Origin of the sequence: Oceanisphaera marina (assembly GCF_014643915.1) — a bacterium.
In the GTDB taxonomy this organism is placed as follows: Bacteria; Pseudomonadota; Gammaproteobacteria; order Enterobacterales; family Aeromonadaceae; genus Oceanimonas; species Oceanimonas marina.
The window spans coordinates 201,918-222,046 of record NZ_BMKE01000001.1 but is presented as its reverse complement, the minus strand read 5'-3'; the positions used below and the strand labels follow the sequence as shown (position 1 = coordinate 222,046).

Genomic DNA, 20,129 nt, shown 5'->3' with positions numbered 1-20,129 from the left:
GCGCCCCGCAAGACTGTGGGCGGTGTATTTTACAGGCGCATTGCCGATTGTTCGCGCGATTTTGCGCTCCATGCCTGGATCCGCCGAAGTCTTCTTTGCCAAAGAGGCGGGGCGGGCTACAGGGCGATTTGGCACTTTTATCACGGCGAGAGGGGGAGCCTGGTTATTCCAAGCAAAACCCCAGCCAATGAAGCCAATGAAAGAGAAAACGCATTTAGCCGCACCGCCATCTCTAAAGAGCAACCATTGCCAATATTTTATGAACCACGAACTCGATCCTGTTTGATCATATCGGCGCATTTTTCACCAATCATGATTGAAGGAGCATTGGTATTACCGGACACAATCTGCGGCATAATCGAGGCATCGGCGACTCTGAACCTCTTGATGCCGTGAACTCTCAGCCTGCGGTCGACCACCGCCATATCATCGTTACCCATCTTGCAGGTACTGGTCGGATGATAAATGGTCTGGCTGAAACGACGGGCGGCATTCAGTAATTGCTCGTCGGTCTGATACTGGCGACCGGGCACATATTCATCGATGATAACGGACTTGAGCGCATCGGCTTCGGCAAGGCGCCGGGCTACCTTGATGGCATTCACCGCGACTTGCAGATCTTCCTCTGCCGAAAGATAATTGGCCTAATGGAAGGATATTCATGAGGATCGGCGCTACGGATCTTGACGGTGCCTCGGCTATGAGGGCGTAGTTGACACACGGAGGCGGTAAAGGCCGAGAAGGGATGTACGCCTTCTCCGGGCTTGTCGGCACTAAGTGGCTGCATGTGGAATTGAATGTCCGGCCGATCCAATCCGTCCCGAGACCGGGTAAAGACACACACCTGGCTGGCGGCCAGCGTCAGGGGACCGGTTCTGGAAACCGAGTACTGTATACCTACCCCCAGCTTCTTCACCGGATTATTGACCTCATCGTTGAGTGTTTTGCAGCTGGTCTTGAATACCAGACGTATTTGCAGGTGATCCTGCAGGTTTTCTCCTACGCCTGGCAGGGGGTGCAGGCACTCGACGCCTACTGATTTCAGGTGCTCAGGTTCACCAATCCCCGAGCATTGTAGTATTTGCGGTGAGCCGATGGCACCGGCACTGAGCACGACTTCTCGTTTTGCCCGGGCCAGTAGCCGCTTGCCTTTATGTTCAAATTCGATGCCGGTAGCCTGTTTGCCTTCCAGCAGGATACGGCGGGTATGGGCACGGGTCAGCACTGTCAGGTTGGGACGTTGCAGCGCCGGGCGCAAGAATGCCTTGGCGCTGCTGCAGCGCAGGCCCTTGTGGGCGGTTTGTTGGAAGTAACTCACGCCTTCCTGTGTTTCACCATTGACGTCCGGGTTGGCGGGGATGCCGATCTGTTGTGCGGCTTCGACAAAGCGCTCGGCTATTTCCCTGCGCAGGCGAAGATCGGATACCTTCAATGGGCCATCGGTCCCGTGATAGGCATCCGCGCCCCGGGACTGGCATTCAGACTTTTTGAAGTAGGGAAGAACCTCCTGGTAACTCCAGCCTTCGTTGCCCATGGCAGCCCAGCCATCGTAGTCTTGATGCTGGCCACGAATATACAGCAGGCCGTTGAGTGAGCTGGAACCGCCCAGCACCTTGCCTCTGGGCCACTGCAACTGTCGTCCATTGATGCCCTGATCCGGGTCTGTGACATAACACCAGTCGGTGGCGGGGTTATGCATGGTCTTGAAGTAACCGACGGGAATGTGGATCCAGGGGTTCCAGTCTCGTCCTCCAGCCTCCAGCAGCAATACACTGATCTCCGGATCTTCAGTAAGCCGGTTGGCCAGCACACATCCTGCCGAGCCTGCGCTCACCACGATATAGTCGAACTCTCCAAAAATTTCACTTCGATGCAGGACTACTCTGCGATTACGCATAAAATGGCTCCAAAAATTTCGGCTTATCTGATAGGGGGCTGACTTTCTGTCAGTAAATTACTCACCGACGAAATGATTTTTTCGATGCTATTTTTTCGATACTAAAAGTATCGTTTGTTTGTCTATTGCTCATTGACAGATCATGTTTTGATTAATATAGTCTCAATTGTTAAATGTTTGTATCTACTTTGTAATTTATTGTCAAATCAAGGATGAGGTTACCTATGAAAATTGCTCCGTTTATCCTGTCGTCGCTGGTATTGGCCATGTTGGCCAGTCCGGCAGTCATGGCTGAATACACAGGCCCCAAGATCAAGATGAAGCTGGCGCACACGGCTCCGCCGGGTAACCACATTACTCAGGCTTATACTAAATTTGCCGATTTGGTTAAGGAAAAATCAGATGGCAAGATCAGAATTCAGGTATTTCCGGGGGCCATTCTTGGCAGTGATCGCGTGCTGATAGAAGGGGCGCAGAGAGGGACGCTGGAGATAGGCGTTAGCTCGACTCCGAATCTGGCAGGCTTTTCTCGCCTTTTCCAGGTCTTTGACTTGCCATACATTACTAGCCCTGAACACCAGGATAAGCTTTACAAGTCTTTGGACAAGGGTGGTCCGCTGAACACCTACTTCGAGCAGGCGTCGAATGAAATTGGTTTGCAGCCCATCATGTACGCAGAATATGGTTATCGCAATTTTGTTTCGACCAGTAAACCGTTAACCGGTCCAGATTCACTATCCGGGTTAAAAATGAGAACCACCGATTCACCGGTAGAAGTGGCGGTGGCCAAGGCGTTGGGCGCAAATCCGGCTCCTATTGCCTGGGGAGAGGTTTATACCGCGCTGCAGCAGGGCACCATAGATGCTGAAGGAAATACTTTTCCGCATATGTTTGGTGCCAAGCACCATGAAAACCTCGAATATGCAGTGACCTCGGCCCATAACTATGGCATGCAGGTGGCAATGGCCAATAAGAAATGGTGGGATTCACTTCCTGTCGAAGCCAGGGAAGTCATTGAAGAAGCAGCTCAGGAAGCGGTTACTTATCAGCGGACAGAAGCTTATCCTGCAAACGAGGATAAAGCTCGACAGGGAATGTTAGAGGCTGGTATTACTATTCATCAAACAACGGCGGAAGAAAATGCCAGATTTCGTGAGCTGACTCGACCGGTATTTGAGGAATTTGCAGCCAATTTGCCGAAGGACCTTATCGAAATGGTACAGGATACCCAACAGTAAAATTATCTATCAATGCGTAGCGGTACCGGAAAACGATTAATCTACCGGTTGCCGAATAACGGGTGGGAGTGATACTCCCACCTTATTGATTGCTGAAGGTGTAGTGCCGGAGCTGCTTTATGGAAATGCTAAAGCAAAGTGAAATACAGGATGTTCGTGAGCGAAAATATTCATTTTTAAATCTGTTAAATAATCTAGAAAAACCTTTTCTTTTCGTTGGTTTGATTATGATGATTCTAATCATCAATTATCAGACGTTTTTCAGATACGGTATATCCACTCTTCTGGAACTGATTGCTACTCCGGGCTTTGAGCGATTTTTCGGTAGCTGGCTGGATACAGAAGTACTGCGTGATAACATCAAGGGGGCCGTAGGTTGGGGCGTCTGGACCGAAGAGTTGGCAAGATATGTTTTTATCTGGATTTCATATCTTGCTGTATCTATATCGATTCTCACAAGAAGCGGAATCAGGGTTGATGTGTTACACAACAGGCTTTCACAGCGCTGGCAGAGTGTTGTCTGGGTAATGATCGACTGTTGTACTCTGGCACTGGTGTTTCTTTTTTCTTACATGGGCCTTGATTATGTAAAAATGCAGTTGGCTATGCCACAAATAACACCCGCTTTGCAGATAGGTTATTACATTCCTTATCTGATTCTTCCTATCGGCTTTGGACTGATGTCGGTGCGTACCTTGCAGACACTGTGGCAACAGAGCAGAAAGATGACACTGCCAGATGTTGTGCTGGGCATGGCGTTGTCGGTATTGCTGTTTTTGCCTGTGTTGCTATCTGAAGACTGGAATGCACCTCTGCTGTTGTTCGGTTACTTTACTTTTTTTCTTGTTTTGGGCGTACCTATTGCTTTTGCCCTGGGGCTGGCCGGGCTGACCACTGTGCTGGGGGCCGGCACCCTGCCGGTGGATTATCTGGCTCAGATTGCCTTTTCTTCGATCGACTCCTTCCCCATCATGGCCATTCCTTTCTTTATTGCGGCCGGCGTATTCATGGGGGCCGGAGGCTTGTCCAGGCGGCTGTTGGCACTGGGTGATGAACTGGTGGGGGCCTTGCCCGGCGGTATGGCACTGGCCAGTATCATGACCTGTATCTTCTTCGCTTCGATCAGCGGTTCAGGCCCGGCGACGGTGGCGGCCATCGGCTCCATTACCATACCGGCCATGATAGCCCGGGGATATGATAAATATTTCTCTGCCACCGTGGTGGCTTGCGCCGGGGCAATTGGGGTGATTATTCCGCCCAGCAATCCCTTTGTGGTCTACGGGGTGTCAGCTCAGGTCTCCATCGGTAAGCTGTTTATCGCCGGTATCATACCCGGTCTGATCATGGGCGTGGCCCTGATGGTCGTTGCCTACCTGATCTCCAAGAAAAATGGCTGGTATGGTGAAGTGCGCGAGCGTTCGCTCAAGACCTTCATGAGTGCGGCCTGGCAAGCCAAGTGGGCCTTGATGGTACCTGTGATCGTGCTGGGTGGTATCTATGGCGGCATCATGACGCCAACGGAAGCCGCTGCCGTTGCCGCCTTGTATGGCCTGTTTGTGGGGATTTGTATTCATAAGGAGCTGACCTTAAATAAACTCTGGGCCTCGGCTCAGGATGCGGCCAGTATTTCATCCATCATCATATTGCTGATGGCGATGGCGACCATCTTTGGCAATATAATGACCATAGAGCAGATCCCCGAATTTATAGCTGAATCTATTCTTGCTCTGACCTCAAACAAGATTGTTATTTTGATCATGATTAATATCTTCCTGCTTTGGATAGGTATTTTCATGGAAGCTCTAGCAGCAATCGTTATTCTTACGCCGATTTTACTTCCATTGGTTATAGCGGTAGGCGTAGACCCGGTGCATTTTGGGGTGATGATGGTCATGAACCTGGCAATCGGCTTTGTTACGCCACCGGTGGGTGTGAATCTGTTTGTCGCCAGTGGTATTGCCAACGTCAGTATCGGTGGTTTGGCCAGACATATTTGGGTATATCTGCTGGTGATGATAGCAGTGCTGCTGCTGGTTACCTATATCCCGGAAATATCATTGTTTTTAGTCTGATGGTTTACTTAACGAAAGCGAAGCCTGATGGCTTCGCTTTTATTTTTTGGCCGCAAAAATAAAGGAGTCACCTTTGACTATTAATTCAATGACTGTTGCGGCGGCCTGCCAGACAACTGCCTACATAGCCGGGCAGGATGGGAGCCAACCGGTCTGTTTTGCGGCCGTCGATAGCTCGGGAGCCCTGATTTATCTGTATCGGATGGATGGCGCGCCCGAACGGTTGATCAATATTGCAATAGGCAAGGCCTATACGGCGGCCAGGATGGGGGTATCGACCGACATCTTCAGGCAGAGGTTGTTGAAAGATCATCTGTCGCTGGCGGATTTTCTGGATGACAAATTCACCTCTCTGCCCGGTGGGGTGCCCTTGCTTGAGGGAGGGAAACTGGTCGGCGCGGTTGGCGTCAGCGGCCGAGCCCTAGAGGAAGATGTGGCCCTTTGTCGGCAGTTCGCTGAACATATCCTGGTAACCCTATGATAAACTGCCTGAATATACATACAGGAGGGCTTATGAGCACATCAGCAAGTGCTACCAATTCTACTCTGCTTCGTGCTTTTGCCTTGATCGAGGAACTGCTCAAGGAAGACAGGGCGACCACGGCGGCAGACTTGTGCCTGCGTCTTGATGTGCCCAAGCCAACAATACACCGCATTATTGGCCAGCTGGAGCAGGAAGGTCTGTTGCAGAAAGAGCCCGACGGTCGTCACCTTAGCCCGGGACCGCGCTTGAGAAAAATGGCCCTAGACGTGCTGGCACAACGCAGTGTCGGGGCTCCGAGACGGGCGGTATTGCAGAATCTGGCCGAAGAGCTGGGAGAAACCTGCAATATTGCCCTGCTGGATGGCCATGAACTGGTCTACTTCGAACGGGTCGAAACCAACTGGCCGGTACGGATACAGCTGCATCCGGGATCGCGTATGCCATTACACAGTACTGCAGCTGGAAAACTATTGCTGGCGTTAATGCCGCTGCATAAACGTAAGGCCTTATTAAGCGGTCTGTCTCTGGATGCTCATACTCGGCATACAATTACTGATAGGGAACAGTTGGAGCTTGAACTGGAGAAGATTGCCGCCAATACCCTGAGTATTGATAATGAAGAAATGTTTGAGGGTATGGTGGCTTTTTCCGTTCCGATATACGACGAGTTGGGGCTGGTGCGCGCGGCAGTCGCCGTACATGCCCCAACCGCTCGTAAGCCGCTGGCCAGCCTGATGGAATGGGCACCGACCTTACGTCGTGCTGCCGCCCAGCTGCAGGCGGTGCTGGATTTATAGTATTTCTTTTATCTGTATGAAATGGGTAACAGGCTCCGTTATCTTGCTGTTTACGCCTGTAACTGAGCCTTTATTTTGGCCAGCAATTTGATACCGGGTTCGATTTTTTCGAGAGGAATCGCCGAGAGGCCAATCTTCAGGAAGTTTTTCGGCAGATGGTTGCCAAAATGGTAGCTATTGGCGGAGATCAGCAGTAGCCCTTCTTTTGCCGCTCTTTGTTTCAGCTGCCCTGCATCTATATGTTCTGGCAGTTTCAGCCAGCAAGAAGAGCCGCTGATAGGGGAGCTGATGCAGTCGGGTAGATGCTGCTTTAACGCCTGGGCCAGGCATTCTCCCCGTTCCTGAAATACCCGAGCCAGCTTTCGCAATAGCGCATCATGGTAGCCCTGGGCCAGGAACAGGGCTACTGCGCGCTGGTTATTGAGCGGCGGGTGACGCAACATCAATTGACGAAGGTTACGAGCTTCCTGAATCAAGGCTTTGGGCCCGACCATAAATCCCATGCGTAACCCGGGCGCCAGAGTTTTGGACAGGCTACCGATATAAAGTACCCGTTCTGTTTTATCCAGACTCTTGAGGGCCGGGGTTGGATGGGTATCAAAGCTCATTTCCATCTCATAGTCATCTTCAATGACAATGAAATCCTGTTGCTGTGCGGTTGTTAATAGTGCGAGCCGTCGCGCCAGCGGCATGGTGACTGCAGTAGGACACTGGTGGCTGGGCGTAAGGTAGACCAGATCACACTCATTCAGCTGCTGATCCACGATCATGCCGTCGCCGTCAATCTGCAGGCTTTTCACCCGGGCATTGAACACCAGGGCGATATGGCCGGCGCTGACATAGCCCGGATCTTCGATGCCAAAACAGGATTTGTTGTCCAATAGTAGCTGAGCCAGCAAATAGATAGCCTGCTGTGAACCCACGGTGATCAGAATCTCCTCACTGCTGGCTTGTATACCCCGGCTGGGCAGGATGCGCTGTTGCAATTGTTCGATTAATAGCGGGTCATCGCTGTCGTAGCGATCCGAACTCCAGTCGCGAATAGCCTGTACGCTGACCGCATCTTTCCAGCACTTACGCCAGTTATTGATGGGAAACAAGCTAGTGTCCAGTTGGCCGTAAACAAAGGGATATTGATAACTTTGCCAAGAGTGGGATTGGCTGGCATTGGGCTGAGGTCCGGTTTTTACCTTGAGTCGCTCAAGCCAGTTGACCTTATTGATATCGGCATCTGTGGTGAGGGGAGGCTCATTCAGGATGTTTTTCAGGCTTCGAGCAAAAAATTGATCGTTAACATAATAACCACGGCGTTCACTGGATATAAGATAACCGTCTGAGACCAGTTCATCATATACCAGCGTAATGGTATTACGCGCTACATGCAGGTTTTTTGCCAAGCTGCGACTCGAGGGGAGAGGTTTATCCAAGGGCAAAAAACCGCCCAGTATGGCATTGACCAGGTGTTCTCGGACCTGCTGCTGCAGAGTAGCTTGGCTACCTCTATCCAGATGGAAAAGTGCCGACATCCTGTGGCCTCCGTGATGAACGGACTAGATATTTGTAATTAGATTGTAATGTTTTGCTATTAAATAACAACGCTCTTTCGATTCATTATCACTAAATAAAAAAATTAAAAAACTTTAATCAATCATTAAATGATATTTTTTATATCATTTTTAAATTGTGCGCCAGGCATGGCGCGTAGCGCCTTGACGGGCGCTGTTCCGGTACGCGTGGTGGCGGCCGGATGACTTGGAGGTGCAAGTCCTCTGTGAGCCCGGTAAGGGGAATCACTAGCTGAACCGTAAGGGTGTCCACCGCGAGGTGGGATCTGAAGGAAGCGGAAAGCAAAGCACTGGCCTGACGAACAGAAATCGCATACGAGGCGGGCACACTGGGTAAGGCGGCGATTATCGTCAAAGCCCAATACTTACACGGAAGGTGTGCACGTAGATGCGGCAGGCATAAGTGTGAAAGTCACGCGCATTACCCTGGGAGGTCTGCTCTCCTGCCTTGGGCTACTGATGCCGTGAGGTATCAGGATGGGAGAGGAGAAGTCAGCAGACGCCGTAGTAGGTTTGCGACCGCAAACTGAAGGGCTGAACATGAATGATGAATCGGAGCCGGTTTATTCGATGAGACAACGAATCACAGCAAGAGCAAGTCGCTCACCCGACCCAGAGCAGGCGGCCAGCAGCCGACCTGTCACGGCCGGGTTGTGCAGTGTCTCACGGCATAGACCAGAGTCCCTCCGAGCGGGGCTGACATGGAGCTAATGTCAGCGATAACCGAACAGTCGAACATGTGGCGAGCCTATCAACGTGTGTGCCGTAACAAGGGTGCACCGGGGGTAGATGGGATGCGTACCGATGAGCTGAAAGGCCATCTGCAAACCCACTGGCCACACATCAAACAACAACTGCTGGACGGCCGTTATCATCCGCAACCGGTGCGCAAGGTAGACATCCCCAAGCCCGGAGGCGGCCGGCGCATGCTGGGCATTCCCTGCGTGATAGACCGTCTCATCCAGCAGGCCATGCATCAGGTATTAAGCGACCAATTTGAGCCGATGTTCTCCCCGCAAGCTATGGCTTCAGTCCGGGGAAAAGTGCCGTACAAGCGGTACAGCAGGCCCGAGACTACATGGAGTCAGGCAAGCGCTGGGTGGTGGATATCGACATGGAGAAATTCTTCGACCGGGTCAATCACGACATTCTGATGTCGAGGATTAGCCGGGTCATCAAGGATAAACTCGGAACTCGTCCTCAGACTGATACGCCGGTACTTGCAGTCGGGCATCATGGAGCAGGGTGTGGCGACAGCGCGAACAGAAGGCACGCCACAAGGTGGCCCGCTGTCGCCGCTGCTGTCCAATATCCTGCTGCATGAGCTGGATATGGAGCTGACCGAACGAGGGCATGCCTTCTGCCGCTACGCGGACGACTGCAACATCTATGTTGGCAGCGAACGCGGGGCGCACCGGGTGCTGCACTCGGTGACAACCTTCCTCGAACGGCGCCTGAAACTCAGGGTCAACAGGGAGAAGAGTGCCGCGGGCAGGCCATGGCAGCGCAGCTTCCTTGGCTACACGGTCTGCACCCGAAAGCGCAACATCCGGCTGAGAGTGTCCCCGAAAAGCGTCAAGCGCTTCAAGGGCAAGCTGAAGTCACTGCTGCGCAGGGCCAGGGGCTGGAACATCCGCCGCACGACACACGCGCTCGCGACCAAGCTGCGAGGTTGGATAAACTACTTCCGTTACGCGACGGCCAAAGGCATCTTCAATGAGCCGGATGGCTGGCTACGCCTTCATCTGCGGAAGATACTGTGGCGACAATGGAAGCGAGGGCGCACTCGGGCACGGATGTTGATGCGATTGGGTATTGCCGAGAGGAGAGCGGTCCTGAGCACCACGAATGGGCGAGGCCCGTGGTGGAACGCCGGGGCATCGCACATGAATCAGGCGTTACCGAAGAAGTTGTTTGAGCGACTGGGACTGATATTGCTGATGGATAGTTACCATCAGCTCAACCATCATCCATGAACCGCCGTGGTACGGAACCGTATGCTCGGTGGTGTGAGAGGGCGGAGGCCGTGAGGCCTCCTCCTACTCGATCGTTTTTACAGCCAGAACCCTAGCAGCATGAACACCGGGATCAGTACCAAGACCGGGCAGCGCAAGGTGCGCAGGGCCAGCAAGCCGAGGGCGGCCGCCGCCAGCGCGGGCGCGCCAGTCACGCTGCTGGTAAAAACGGGCTGATACAAGGCCGAGAGCAACAAGCCCACCACGGCGGCATTGATGCCGCGAACTGCCCCCGCCATTAACGGCTTTGCTGCCAACCCCTGCCAGCTGTGTTGCAGCGCCAATACCAGTAAAAAACCCGGCAGGAAAATACCAAAGGTGGCTGCCAGCGCCCCTAATACCGGCGAGCTTGGGTAAAGCTCGGCGCCCAAAAAGCTGGCCAGGCTGAACATGGGGCCCGGCATGGCCTGGGCGGCGCCGTAACCGGTTAAAAACACGTCTTCTGATAATGACTCGGGCAGCGTACCTTGCAACAGGGGCAGCACCACATGACCACCACCAAACACCAGGCTGCCGGCCTGATAAAAGTCGGCAAAAATGGCCGCGGTGTCGGTCAGGCTCAACAGCGGCATCAGCAACAGCAAGCCAAAAAACAGCAGCAAAAATGGCCAGCTGATCCCTAGCGACTGTGCGTGTTCGGCCGGTTCGGCCTTGAGTAACGCCATCCCCACCAGAGCTGCGGTGACGAGCACCACAAATTGAGTCATCAGGCTTGGGAACAGCCATAATGAGGCGGCGCTGAGTACGGCCAGGATAAGCGTGGTTTGCTGACGGCAGAATTGTTTCGCCATGGACAGCACCGCATCGGCTACCACCACTACGGCAAACAGCTTGAGTCCGGTAACAATGGCCAATGCCGCCGGCTGATTGGCCCAGGCGTTGCCAGCCATTGCCAGGGCCAGCATCAACAGAAAAGAGGGCAGGGTAAAACCGATAAAGGCGGCCACGGCGCCAAACAGTCCGGCCCGCTGATAGCCCAGAGCAAAGCCCAGCTGACTGGATGCGGGGCCCGGTAAAAACTGACACAGTGCCAGGGTGGAGGCAAAGCGATCCTGGGGCATCCAGCCCAAATTGTGCACGAAATGACGCTGAAAATAACCAATATGCGCCGCTGGCCCGCCAAAGCTGACCCAGCCTAATTTAAAAAACTGCCAAAACACCTCAAGCATCATCTTCTCTTTCCTCGTTTTATCTCGCCCTATCATAACCGCATTGAATTCACTTCTTATGACAGAATGAAAAAGTTATTTGCAGGAGTCTTGTAAATAACGCCTATTATTGAGTAGGTTATATCTGCGACAACATGGGTCGGAGCGCATCGGCTGGCTGTCGTTAGGCTCTGCAATTGAGTCTATACTGGAATTGTTTATTCACCGAAAGAAGGACGAAATCATGATTAAGAAAATAATGGCGGTCTTGATGGTGGTCGGTTTGTTTGGCGGCTTGGCGGGCTGTAATACCGTGGCCGGGGCTGGTAAAGATGTGCAGCGTGGCGGTGAAGCGGTAGAAGATGCCGCTCGTGACGTGCAATATTAAGCAGAGTGACTAGACAAATGTGAGGGACCGGCGATAACAGCCATCGAGCGTTTGAATTACGCCTTGTCCCTCACATATTACGCCTTTCGATCTCAAGCAAAGCGCTGCTGCAGATAGGCAATAATATCGTTGGACTCATACATCCAACGCACTTCCCCATTTTCTTCTATACGCAGGCAGGGCGATTTAACACGACCGCCGCCCGCTTCCAGTTCACCTCGATAGGGCGAGCCTGGCTGCACGTTACGTCGCTCTATGGGCAGATTTAGTTTGTGCATGTTTCTGCGCACCTTGATGCAGAAGGGGCAGCGCGGCAGTTGATACAGCGCCAGCTGCTGGCAGGCATTATCCACTTCAAGCTGTGCCTCGGGAGATCTGCGCATCTTGGTCGGGCGAGTAATAAAATCACCCAGTTGCCAAATTCCCCCAATCCCATTACGTAATATTTTTACCAGCATGACGGCTCCCTTTTTATAAGCAGCCTCGGCCGCTCATTTGATACTCAAAAGAGGGATTGTATCTGAAAGCGACAGGTTTTTTTGCTATTTATACACGTCACTGGCCAGTTCCAGAATGCGCCTGGCTCTGGCCATGACGGGGGTGTCGACCATGTTGCCGCTTACCGCCACCACGGCGCCTTTTTCCCGTTGCTCGGCATCCATAATATGTCTGGCCCAGGAAATTTGCGCGCTGGTGGGCGTTAAGGCCTTCTGTGCCGGCGCTACCTGAGCGGGGTGGATCAGCAAGAAACCACTAAAGCCCAGTCGCATGCCCTGGCGCGCGTAATCGGTCAGCCCTTTGGCATCGTGAATGGCGGTGTAAATGGCATCAATGGGTGCTGCCAGGCCATGAACTCGCGAGCACATCACCAGTTGGCTGCGAGCATATAAAAAAGCGGTTTCATTCAGTGCTTCACCGGCCGGAGGCGGGTAGTCCATGCCCAGATCCAGTGCCAGGTCCAGCTTGCCGAACAACAAGCGAGTAACTCCTGGTGCGGCGGCAATCTCGTTGAGTCGTGCCAAGGCCACGGCAGATTCAATAAAAGGTAACAGGGGTTTTTCGGTAATATGCGCCAGCTCTTTCAGCGCGGCAGGATCGTCGGCCTTTGGCACTATGATGCCGGCCACGGCGGCCGAACGACACAGGTTGGTATCCTGATTGAACCAGGGGCTACCGGTGCCATTGATGCGAATTAATACCGAGTTGGCGGGTTGGCTGTCGAGCCAGGTGGCGAGGGTGCCGCTGGCAGCATCTTTTTCTGCGGCCGGTACGGCGTCTTCAAGATCGATAATGATGGCATCGGCCCCACTGGCCAAGGCTTTATCGAAACGTTCCGGCCGATTGGCCGGAACGAATAGCAAAGTTTGTAGCGCATTGATGTCCATAAAACCCCCTGTTAATCCGGGCTGTTCAGCCCGAAGATGTGCAACGGAGTCTTTTATGTAAACCAGTGCCTCGGCACTGTAAACCGTCAGAGTCGGATAGTGAGACCTGGGTGGGTTTACAGCGTTTGATGAGGGCCGAAAACCTCATAGTGCAGACGGTCGTCGCCAATGCCCCAACCAGATAACGTCTCTTTTACCATGGCCATGAACGGCAGCGGACCACAGAAGTAATAATGGGCATTGGCGGGGGCGATACGCTCTTTCAGCTGGTTCAAGTCCATCAGACCTTCGGCATGATACTGCTCTGCCGGTTGATCCTGTTCGCCGGGAGTGCGGTACCATACATGGGTCGTCAAATTTGCATTAGCCTGACGCAAGCCTTGCATGTGGTCTTTAAAGGCGTGTTGGGCACCGTTTTCACAGGCATGCAGCCAGTGAATGTCGGCCTTGTGCTCATGCTTGATTAACTGGTCGAGCATGGCGCGCATGGGGGTCTGGCCAACGCCACCGGAAATTAATACCACCGGGGTATCGGTGCTCACTTCCATAAAGAAGTCACCAGCGGGAGGCAGCACCTGCAGGGTATCGCCCACTTGTACTTCGTCATGCATGAAGTTGGACGCGACACCATTGGGCTCGCGTTTTACGGCAATGCGGTAATTCTGGCCATTGGCCGCCTGGCACAAGGAATACTGGCGCGTTTCTTTATAGGCCAGTTTGGGGCTGTCCAGGTGCAGGTTGAGATACTGACCGGGTAAGAAGTCGAGTACGGCTTTGCCGTCTGCAGGCGCCAGCAGAAAGCTGGTGATCTGCTCGCTTTCTACCTGTTTTTCTTTTACCACAAAAGCGCGATGTCCGCGCCAGCCGCCGGCTTTTTCTTCGCTTTGCTGATAAATCTGCTCTTCACGGCCAATAAAAATCCCGGCCAGTGCGCCGTAGGCCTGTGCCCAGGCGTCAATCACCTCCGGGGTGGCGGCATCGGGGGCCAGTTCTTTGATGGTTTCCAGCAGGTGATGACCGACGATGTCGTATTGTGCCGGTTGAATGGAAAAACCGGTGTGCTTTTGGGCAATGCGTTCAACCGCACTGCTGAGTACTGCCGGGTTATCGATATTTTTGGCATAGGCCAATACCGCAGAAAACAAGGCGGCGGGTTGGCGGCCAGAGGCTTGGTGGCTGAGGTTGAAAACGTCTTTCAGCTCGGGGTTGTCACGAAACATGCGCTTGTAAAAGTGTTCGGTGAGTGCGGTGTTGGCAGACTCGAGCAGGGGAACGGTGCTTTTTACGATTTCTATGGTGCGACTATCCAGCATGATTAACACCTCTTAATGTGTATCCATGATGCAACTTAAGGCGCATTTTATAGTGACATTTGATTTGCATCAATAAAAAGTTACTCTTTTTTGTCTGCACGGTTTATTTTGTCGAAATCGGGCTGGTTGCCGGCTTGCATTTGCAGGAGCAGAGGTAACAATGTGGACCAGTTTTCTCAGCAGGTGTTAACGAATGACGGAACGTTCTCGATTACAACAGGTGTTGGCCTTGATTGATGCCGAAAACAAGCAAGACCCCAATCAGCAGCTGATTGGCGGACAAACCTGGCCAAAAGAGTATTTATACAGTGTCCGCATGAGCAGCAAGCAAGCCGAGTTTGCGCCCGAGGCCAGCGAATTACTGCAGATTGCCTGCCGCGCCCAGCACATCAAGCGCTGGCATGTTGCACGGGCCAGTTATCCCATGGACAGGGCCGGTTACAAACGCTGGCGTACTGATTTGGGAGCATTTCACGGCGAGCTGACCGCCCAGCTGATGGCCAGAGTGGGATATAGCACCGCAGATCAGGAACAGATCAAAGATTTGTTACTGAAAAAACAGCTCAAACGCGATCCAGAAGTGCAAACGCTGGAAGATATAATCTGCCTGGTGTTTATCGATTTTTATCTGGCCGATTTTGCCACCCGCCACAGTGAAGAAAAGTTGCTGGATATTATCCGTAAAACCTGGGGAAAAATGTCGGCAGCCGGGCAAGCGGCGGCTTTGAACCTGAGACTCACTCCAGCAGTACAGGCATTGGTAGGCAAGGCTTTGCAGTGAGGTAGAGCCGCAGCCAGTCTGTGTTTAAGCACAACATAGTTGCCGTGTTAGGATAATTACATAGCTAAAAGTATATGCAGCTCATATAAAAACAACATGAATGCTAAATGTATATACAATGTTAAGTTTATGTAAATGCTAGGTGTTGATCGGGCATGGGAATCAATAAAGGGACGTAATAACATGAGGGAGAGGATCCTATGAATGCCATTGTTCTGGCCATCCTGGTGATGGTAGCGTTGTGTTTGGCTCGGGTATCTGTTGTATTTTCGCTGGTAGTTGCCGCCCTGGTGGGTGGGCTCTGGGCCGGAATGTCGGTAGAACAGGTGATCGGTGCTTTTAATGACGGGTTGGGCAGCGGCGCGACCGTTGCCCTGGCTTATGCCACTCTGGGGGCGTTTGCCGTGGCGCTGTCGCGCACCGGTATTACCGATTTGGTAGCTGGCAAGGCCTTGAGCTGGGTTGGCTCCCGGCGCGATCCGGGCCAGTTGAGCAGCGTAAAATGGTTGATGTTCGGCGCCTTGATCGTCATAGGTGCTGCCTCCGGCACCGTGATACCGGTGCATATCGCTTTTATTCCGATTCTGGTACCGCCTTTGCTGGGTCTGATGAGCATGCTGAAGCTGGACAGACGCGCGGTGGCGTGTGTGATTACTTTCAGTATTACCATCATGTACATGACCACACCGGTGGGGTTTGGCACCATTTTTCTCAACGATATTCTGACCAACAGCGTTAATCAGGCCGGTAATGAGCTGGGTATGACGGTTACGCCAGCCATGGCGCCCAAGGCGATGCTGTTGCCGGCTCTGGGCATGTTGCTCGGGTTGCTGGTGGCGGTATTGTTCAGCTATCGTCGCCCACGGGAGTACCAGCAACAGACGGCGGCAACCGTTGACAGCAACAAGCCACAACACCGGCTCAGCCGCAAGCAGTTGGTCATGATTTTGGCCGCTATTGTCGGTGCCCTGATAGTACAGCTGTTGACCGGCTCCATGGTATTGGGCGGTTTGCTGGGATTTGCGCTGCTGTCGATGAATGGCCTGTTCAAATGGAAAGATCAGGATGATGTCTTTACTCAGGGCATGCGACTGATGGCACTAGTGGGCTTTATCATGATTGCCGCCTCGGGTTTTGCCGGCGTAATGAAGGCCTCGGGGGCGATTCCCGAGCTGGTCGCCGGTTCGGGTGCGCTGATTGGTAACAGCCCACCGATGGCGGCGCTGATTATGCTCTTGGTGGGGTTGTTCATCACCATGGGGATTGGCTCATCGTTCTCGACTATTCCCATTATTGCCGCCATTTATGTGCCACTGGCGATAAGCTTTGGTTTTTCACCGCTGGCAACGCTGGCGCTGGTGGGGACCGCCGGGGCTTTGGGTGATGCCGGATCGCCTGCGTCCGACTCGACTCTGGGGCCGACCGCCGGCCTGAATGCTGACGGTCAGCACGATCATATTCGTGATTCGGTGATCCCTACCTTCTTGCATTACAACATTCCGCTGGTGATCTTCGGCTGGATAGCGGCTCAGGTGTTATAAGCCATACACCATAAATTACAAATCAGGCCGGGAGGCTTGGGGTTCAAAAGCGAACCCCGAGCCGCCCGGTTTTTTTATGGGCGACGATGCGGCTGGCGAGCCACCTGATCGAGAAACCGCTGTGCGGGGATAGAGAGCGGAAATTCTCGGGAGCGGGCCAATACCACCCGCTGGGGTGGGAGTTCATCCCGCAAGGGTCGGCAGGCCAGTGGCGCGCCATCGTAACTTTGATCGCCGGCCGGACGAGTGCAGGACAACGCAACACCATGCCCGTGAGCCACCAGTCCCCGCTGCATCTCGAACGAAGCTGTGGTGTGAATAGCGGCGGGTTGCAGATCCTGATGCCAGAACAGCGACATGAAATACTCCCGGGTTAACGGCATATCCTGCAGTATCAGGGTCTCCTTCGCGATCTCAGCCAGGCTCAGGGCTGGTTTTTCGGCCAGCTTGTGGCCTGCAGGCAACAGGGCGTAGGGTTTCAGCTCGTCCAGCACCTGAGTGTCTACTTCTTGCGGCAATCCGAGCTCATAGCTTAACGCCAGCTCTGCCTTGCCCTGTTTGAGGGCCTGACTGACACCGGCCAGATCCTGCTCCTGCATCACCACCCTTATTTTGGGATAACGGCGCTCAAATTCGCTGACCAGTCGGGGCAGATAGTAGGGCGCAATATCCCGAAAACAGCAAATAACCAATTGCCCTTCTATCTGGGTATTATCTCGTTCTTGGCTGGCCAGCAGGTTATGAGACAGGGTGAGAATCTGGCGTGCTTCCCTGAACAGGCCTTCTCCTCTTGGCGTCAGGCTGACACCCTGACCGCGATGGCGTTGAAACAGCGGCTGATTGAGCAGACTCTCCAGTTGATGAATGGCGATGGACACCGAGGGTTGAGACACATGGAGTGTATCGGCGGCCTTGCTGATACTGCCGTGTTGGGCCACGGATACAAAATAGCTGAGCTGACGAAAGGTAAAAGGGATAGCCATTTATCTATGTACCTTATATTTAAAGTATATTTCTATGCTATGTAGTAAAGATGTTAAAGTCGACTGGTATCTAATTCAAGGGAAGGAGAGCAGCATGACTACGCCGGTAGCTTTAGAACAATGGCTGACACAAGAGCAGAAGCTTGCCTACGAGCGCGATGGTGCCATCGTCATCAAGGGCGTCTTTAAAGAGTGGATTGAAACCCTGCGTGCGGGCTTCGATAAAGTGCTGAACGATCCCAGCGAGCACGGCCGTGAAAACGTGACCGGCACCGACACCGGTCGTTTTTTTGAAGATTACTGCAACTGGCAGCGTATTCCTGAATTTAAACAGTGGATTGAACAATCGCCGGGTGCGGCCATCGTTGGTGAAGCCACCGGCTCCGAGCAGGTGCAGGTATTTCATGAGCATATTCTGGTAAAAGAACCCGGTACTTCCAAACCGACGCCCTGGCACCAGGACTTGCCGTATTATTGTGTGGAGGGCGATCAAACCGGTAGCTACTGGATACCCCTGGATCCGATTACCCCGGAAAACGCCCTGCAGGTGGTATTGGGTTCTCATCGCTGGCCCAAACTGGTACGCCCCAGCAAGTGGTCGACCAATGCTTCCTGGTATAAGGAAGACAGCCACTTCATGGAAATGCCGGATATCGACAGCGGTGATTTCGAGATCATGATCCCAGAAATGGAGCTGGGCGATGCGCTGCTGTTCAACTTCAAGACGGTACATGGCGCGCCGGGGAACCAGACCCAGAATCGGCGCCGGGCTTTTTCCACTCGCTTCATGGGTGATGATGTACGCTATGTAGACCGAGGTGGTGCGACTTCGCCGCCTTTTGACGGCATCAACCTGAAAACCGGTGATAAAATGCGCGAAGATTGGTTCCCGGTAGTGTGGCAGCGTTAAGCTGAACACCTATGAACAGCAAAGCCCGCCATTTGGCGGGCTTTTGCATTAAAGGTCTGTTATTGGTAGCTGACTACCCCAAAAAATGCCGACTGAGGGCAGCGGCTATAATGCCGGCCGCGATGGCGGGCAACTGCTTTTTCAATAGCAGCATGGTCAGTGCCGTGGTGAGCAGGGCGGCACGCGCACCTATGTCGCCGTTGATGGCCATGGGGGTCAGAATGGCCACCAGCACAGAGCCGGACATGGCGGTAATAAACTGATGTACCCGTTGATTAAAGGGAATAAACGACATTACAAACACGCCGCCCAGGCGGGTGGCCAGCGTCACCAGCGCCATCACGCCAATAATCAACAAGGTGCCATTGCCTGCGGTGGTCAATGTCATGATTTGTCTTTCTCCATCCAAAGGGCGCCGAGCAAACCACCAGAGAGGGCGCCTACTACGACATGGCTGTTGGCGGGTAACCACCAGTAGGCCAGCATGGCCGAGCCGCCGGCAACACACCAGATAACAAACGTACGCAGGTCTTTGCGTCCGCCCAGGGTCATAGCCAGCAAAAAACAGCCCAGCACCATGTCCAGCCCTATGCTGAACGGATCTTCTATGGCACTGCCAAAATACAGACCAATCCAGGTGCCCAGCATCCAGCAAGACCAAATGGCCAAGCCGCCGCCAAACAGTATGCCCAGGGCCCGTTCCCCCTTGTAGAACCCCTGCATCGCCATGGCCCAGTTGGCATCGGAGGCAAACAGCATGATGCCGTAGCGTTTGAAAGGTGGCAGATAGCGCAACCAGGGATAAAGCGTGGCCCCCATCAGCAGGTGGCGGGCATTGATGGCAAAGGTAGTAATTATCAAGGGCACCAATGGAACCTGAGCACCCCAGATATCCAGGGCGGCAAACTGCGACGTTCCGGCAAACACCAGCGCGCTCATCAGCGCAATGGCGCCGTTGCTCAAGCCTTCCTGGGCGGCGGCCAGGCCAAAAGCCAGCCCAAAGGCACCAACAAAAAAAGACAGCGGTAACAGCTGCTTAAAGCCAAGCCAGGTATCGCTGGCATCGAGTCTGGCTTGTGCGGCATAGGTGTCCATACAGTCACGGGACTCATACATTCAAGGGCCGACAAGAATAGCATTATGCTTAGAAGGGGGCGAGCGCAGGGAAGCATAACGCCAGCAGATTTTGATCGCGCGCAGGTTAATGTGTGGATTCGTCTTGATACAGAGCGTTCAGCTGGCGGCTTCTGTGCTCGGTCAGCTCAATCAAGGCCTGGCTGTAAATCAATGGCTGAATGGATCCACCCTTATAGGGCGCGGCTTGAAACTCGGCGTGGGCATCCCGGTATTTCAACCAGGCTCTTTGTGCGTGCTTGAGCTGCTGCTGGCGCTCGGGTGGCAAGATTGTCATGAGTCGACGATAGGCGTTATTCAGGGCCGCATCGGCATTTTGATAGTGCTGGTGAGCAGACTGGTTAAGATCGGCCTGGGTATCGCCGGCGGCATGGGCAACCCCCGAGATCGTCAGTATGGTGATGAATAAAAGCAGGGCTTTGTGCATGGCGAAACCTGTGAGCGGCAATCAAACATGACCATCAGTTTAGCAGCCACA

Annotated in this window: 20 protein-coding genes; 9 read left to right on the top strand and 11 right to left on the bottom strand. The window is 53.4% G+C overall.

What is annotated here, in order from left to right; translation table 11 throughout:
* Positions 1–257 precede the first annotated feature (257 nt).
* Positions 258–605: a GMC oxidoreductase gene (locus IEW52_RS15665; RefSeq protein WP_229667731.1), complete on the bottom strand. Its 348-nt coding sequence runs from the start codon at positions 603–605 to the stop codon at positions 258–260.
* Positions 602–1,897, bottom strand: a complete 1,296-nt coding sequence (locus IEW52_RS01140; RefSeq protein WP_229667730.1) for a GMC family oxidoreductase — start codon at positions 1,895–1,897, stop codon at positions 602–604. Before IEW52_RS01140 ends, IEW52_RS15665 begins: the two co-directional genes overlap by 4 nt.
* Before the next feature lie 224 nt (positions 1,898–2,121).
* Here IEW52_RS01140 and IEW52_RS01135 point away from each other — a divergent pair, with 224 nt between their 5' ends.
* From IEW52_RS01135 to IEW52_RS01120, 4 genes are all read left to right on the top strand, one after another.
* Positions 2,122–3,135, top strand: coding sequence for a TRAP transporter substrate-binding protein (locus tag IEW52_RS01135; protein ID WP_188628225.1), 1,014 nt, complete (start codon positions 2,122–2,124; stop codon positions 3,133–3,135).
* A 119-nt stretch (positions 3,136–3,254) separates the two neighbouring features.
* The gene (locus IEW52_RS01130; protein ID WP_308424512.1) at positions 3,255–5,207 is read left to right on the top strand and encodes a TRAP transporter large permease; all 1,953 of its coding nucleotides are present in this window, start codon (positions 3,255–3,257) and stop codon (positions 5,205–5,207) included.
* Positions 5,208–5,280: 73 nt separating this feature from the next.
* Positions 5,281–5,688: a GlcG/HbpS family heme-binding protein gene (locus IEW52_RS01125; RefSeq protein ID WP_188628224.1), complete on the top strand. Its 408-nt coding sequence runs from the start codon at positions 5,281–5,283 to the stop codon at positions 5,686–5,688.
* A gap of 32 nt (positions 5,689–5,720) precedes the next feature.
* On the top strand, positions 5,721–6,488 hold the full coding sequence (locus IEW52_RS01120) for an IclR family transcriptional regulator (protein ID WP_188628223.1): 768 nt from the start codon (positions 5,721–5,723) through the stop codon (positions 6,486–6,488).
* Positions 6,489–6,538: 50 nt separating this feature from the next.
* Here the strand turns inward: IEW52_RS01120 and pdxR are convergent, their stop codons facing one another.
* On the bottom strand, positions 6,539–8,014 hold the full coding sequence (gene pdxR / locus IEW52_RS01115) for a MocR-like pyridoxine biosynthesis transcription factor PdxR (protein WP_188628222.1): 1,476 nt from the start codon (positions 8,012–8,014) through the stop codon (positions 6,539–6,541).
* Positions 8,015–9,234: 1,220 nt separating this feature from the next.
* Here pdxR and IEW52_RS15870 point away from each other — a divergent pair.
* The gene (locus IEW52_RS15870; RefSeq protein ID WP_308424515.1) at positions 9,235–10,029 is read left to right on the top strand and encodes a group II intron maturase-specific domain-containing protein; all 795 of its coding nucleotides are present in this window, start codon (positions 9,235–9,237) and stop codon (positions 10,027–10,029) included.
* A gap of 77 nt (positions 10,030–10,106) precedes the next feature.
* Here IEW52_RS15870 and chrA read toward each other — a convergent pair whose 3' ends face one another.
* On the bottom strand, positions 10,107–11,237 hold the full coding sequence (chrA, locus tag IEW52_RS01105; protein WP_188628275.1) for a chromate efflux transporter: 1,131 nt from the start codon (positions 11,235–11,237) through the stop codon (positions 10,107–10,109).
* 223 nt (positions 11,238–11,460) lie between these two features.
* On the opposite strand from chrA, the gene IEW52_RS01100 reads away from it, so the two are divergent.
* Complete coding sequence (locus IEW52_RS01100) at positions 11,461–11,604, top strand: entericidin A/B family lipoprotein (protein ID WP_188628221.1); 144 nt, start codon at positions 11,461–11,463, stop codon at positions 11,602–11,604.
* Positions 11,605–11,696: 92 nt separating this feature from the next.
* On the opposite strand, the gene IEW52_RS01095 is transcribed toward IEW52_RS01100, so the two are convergent.
* From IEW52_RS01095 to hmpA, 3 genes are all read right to left on the bottom strand, one after another.
* Positions 11,697–12,062, bottom strand: coding sequence for a glutathione S-transferase N-terminal domain-containing protein (locus IEW52_RS01095; protein ID WP_188628220.1), 366 nt, complete (start codon positions 12,060–12,062; stop codon positions 11,697–11,699).
* 84 nt (positions 12,063–12,146) lie between these two features.
* The gene (locus IEW52_RS01090; protein ID WP_188628219.1) at positions 12,147–12,989 is read right to left on the bottom strand and encodes an HpcH/HpaI aldolase/citrate lyase family protein; all 843 of its coding nucleotides are present in this window, start codon (positions 12,987–12,989) and stop codon (positions 12,147–12,149) included.
* Between the two features lie 116 nt (positions 12,990–13,105).
* Positions 13,106–14,302: an NO-inducible flavohemoprotein gene (hmpA, locus tag IEW52_RS01085; RefSeq protein WP_188628218.1), complete on the bottom strand. Its 1,197-nt coding sequence runs from the start codon at positions 14,300–14,302 to the stop codon at positions 13,106–13,108.
* A 193-nt stretch (positions 14,303–14,495) separates the two neighbouring features.
* On the opposite strand from hmpA, the gene IEW52_RS01080 reads away from it, so the two are divergent.
* The gene (locus tag IEW52_RS01080; protein ID WP_188628217.1) at positions 14,496–15,083 is read left to right on the top strand and encodes a DUF4202 domain-containing protein; all 588 of its coding nucleotides are present in this window, start codon (positions 14,496–14,498) and stop codon (positions 15,081–15,083) included.
* 200 nt (positions 15,084–15,283) lie between these two features.
* Positions 15,284–16,624 (top strand): Na+/H+ antiporter family protein, encoded by a 1,341-nt coding sequence (locus IEW52_RS01075; RefSeq protein WP_188628216.1) that lies wholly within the window; start codon positions 15,284–15,286, stop codon positions 16,622–16,624.
* A gap of 74 nt (positions 16,625–16,698) precedes the next feature.
* Here the strand turns inward: IEW52_RS01075 and IEW52_RS01070 are convergent, their stop codons facing one another.
* Positions 16,699–17,607, bottom strand: a complete 909-nt coding sequence (locus tag IEW52_RS01070; RefSeq protein ID WP_188628215.1) for a LysR family transcriptional regulator — start codon at positions 17,605–17,607, stop codon at positions 16,699–16,701.
* 94 nt (positions 17,608–17,701) lie between these two features.
* Here IEW52_RS01070 and IEW52_RS01065 point away from each other — a divergent pair, with 94 nt between their 5' ends.
* Entirely contained in the window at positions 17,702–18,517 is an 816-nt protein-coding gene (locus tag IEW52_RS01065; RefSeq protein ID WP_188628214.1) for a phytanoyl-CoA dioxygenase family protein, read from the top strand.
* A gap of 73 nt (positions 18,518–18,590) precedes the next feature.
* Here IEW52_RS01065 and IEW52_RS01060 read toward each other — a convergent pair whose 3' ends face one another.
* From IEW52_RS01060 to IEW52_RS01050, 3 genes are all read right to left on the bottom strand, one after another.
* On the bottom strand, positions 18,591–18,905 hold the full coding sequence (locus tag IEW52_RS01060; RefSeq protein WP_188628213.1) for an AzlD family protein: 315 nt from the start codon (positions 18,903–18,905) through the stop codon (positions 18,591–18,593).
* On the bottom strand, positions 18,902–19,633 hold the full coding sequence (locus IEW52_RS01055; protein WP_229667729.1) for an AzlC family ABC transporter permease: 732 nt from the start codon (positions 19,631–19,633) through the stop codon (positions 18,902–18,904). Before IEW52_RS01055 ends, IEW52_RS01060 begins: the two co-directional genes overlap by 4 nt.
* A gap of 85 nt (positions 19,634–19,718) precedes the next feature.
* On the bottom strand, positions 19,719–20,078 hold the full coding sequence (locus IEW52_RS01050) for a lysozyme inhibitor LprI family protein (RefSeq protein ID WP_188628212.1): 360 nt from the start codon (positions 20,076–20,078) through the stop codon (positions 19,719–19,721).
* Positions 20,079–20,129: the final 51 nt, after the last annotated feature.

What these genes read in the sequence shown, in the direction of transcription:
- IEW52_RS01075 (WP_188628216.1), top strand. Translation starts at nt 15,284, where the DNA reads ATGAATGCCATTGTTCTGGCCATCCTGGTGATGGTAGCGTTGTGTTTG.
- IEW52_RS01100 (WP_188628221.1), top strand. Translation starts at nt 11,461, where the DNA reads ATGATTAAGAAAATAATGGCGGTCTTGATGGTGGTCGGTTTGTTTGGC.
- IEW52_RS01065 (WP_188628214.1), top strand. Translation starts at nt 17,702, where the DNA reads ATGACTACGCCGGTAGCTTTAGAACAATGGCTGACACAAGAGCAGAAG.
- hmpA (WP_188628218.1), bottom strand. Translation starts at nt 14,302, where the DNA reads ATGCTGGATAGTCGCACCATAGAAATCGTAAAAAGCACCGTTCCCCTG.
- pdxR (WP_188628222.1), bottom strand. Translation starts at nt 8,014, where the DNA reads ATGTCGGCACTTTTCCATCTGGATAGAGGTAGCCAAGCTACTCTGCAG.
- IEW52_RS01130 (WP_308424512.1), top strand. Translation starts at nt 3,255, where the DNA reads ATGGAAATGCTAAAGCAAAGTGAAATACAGGATGTTCGTGAGCGAAAA.
- IEW52_RS01135 (WP_188628225.1), top strand. Translation starts at nt 2,122, where the DNA reads ATGAAAATTGCTCCGTTTATCCTGTCGTCGCTGGTATTGGCCATGTTG.
- IEW52_RS01090 (WP_188628219.1), bottom strand. Translation starts at nt 12,989, where the DNA reads ATGGACATCAATGCGCTACAAACTTTGCTATTCGTTCCGGCCAATCGG.
- IEW52_RS01120 (WP_188628223.1), top strand. Translation starts at nt 5,721, where the DNA reads ATGAGCACATCAGCAAGTGCTACCAATTCTACTCTGCTTCGTGCTTTT.
- IEW52_RS01080 (WP_188628217.1), top strand. Translation starts at nt 14,496, where the DNA reads ATGACGGAACGTTCTCGATTACAACAGGTGTTGGCCTTGATTGATGCC.
- IEW52_RS01055 (WP_229667729.1), bottom strand. Translation starts at nt 19,633, where the DNA reads ATGTATGAGTCCCGTGACTGTATGGACACCTATGCCGCACAAGCCAGA.
- IEW52_RS01050 (WP_188628212.1), bottom strand. Translation starts at nt 20,078, where the DNA reads ATGCACAAAGCCCTGCTTTTATTCATCACCATACTGACGATCTCGGGG.
- chrA (WP_188628275.1), bottom strand. Translation starts at nt 11,237, where the DNA reads ATGCTTGAGGTGTTTTGGCAGTTTTTTAAATTAGGCTGGGTCAGCTTT.
- IEW52_RS01095 (WP_188628220.1), bottom strand. Translation starts at nt 12,062, where the DNA reads ATGCTGGTAAAAATATTACGTAATGGGATTGGGGGAATTTGGCAACTG.
- IEW52_RS01140 (WP_229667730.1), bottom strand. Translation starts at nt 1,897, where the DNA reads ATGCGTAATCGCAGAGTAGTCCTGCATCGAAGTGAAATTTTTGGAGAG.
- IEW52_RS01060 (WP_188628213.1), bottom strand. Translation starts at nt 18,905, where the DNA reads ATGACATTGACCACCGCAGGCAATGGCACCTTGTTGATTATTGGCGTG.
- IEW52_RS01070 (WP_188628215.1), bottom strand. Translation starts at nt 17,607, where the DNA reads ATGGCTATCCCTTTTACCTTTCGTCAGCTCAGCTATTTTGTATCCGTG.